This is a genomic window from Bacillus cereus group sp. N11, assembly GCF_016483605.1.
GTDB classification, from domain to species: Bacteria; Bacillota; Bacilli; order Bacillales; family Bacillaceae_G; genus Bacillus_A; species Bacillus_A toyonensis.
The window spans coordinates 1-250 of record NZ_JAEHBN010000082.1; the positions used below are offsets into that span (position 1 = coordinate 1).

The window sequence follows — 250 nt, forward strand, 5'->3', positions numbered from 1 at the left end:
ATAAGAGACAGATGTTAAGGACGCTTCACTGCAATTCCTTGATAGCCTTTCGGAGTACTCCGTCGTAGAAGGCGCATTAAAATCGTTTCTACTTTATCATCTCCATGATGCCCAGGAGCTAAATATCTCGCATCATATTTCTTCATTATTCTTTACAAAAATGCATATATGCATTCTATAGCAGCAACCTGCGCATTCATTCCGTAATGCTGTTGAAATTGCGACACGTTAACACTTATAGTTTGGCAAA

General features: G+C 38.8%; 1 pseudogene. It reads right to left on the reverse strand.

Annotated features, from left to right (window positions below):
* Positions 1–20: 20 nt before the first annotated feature.
* Positions 21–250, reverse strand: a pseudogene (locus tag JDS98_RS29765) (PP-loop family protein); the annotation flags it as partial.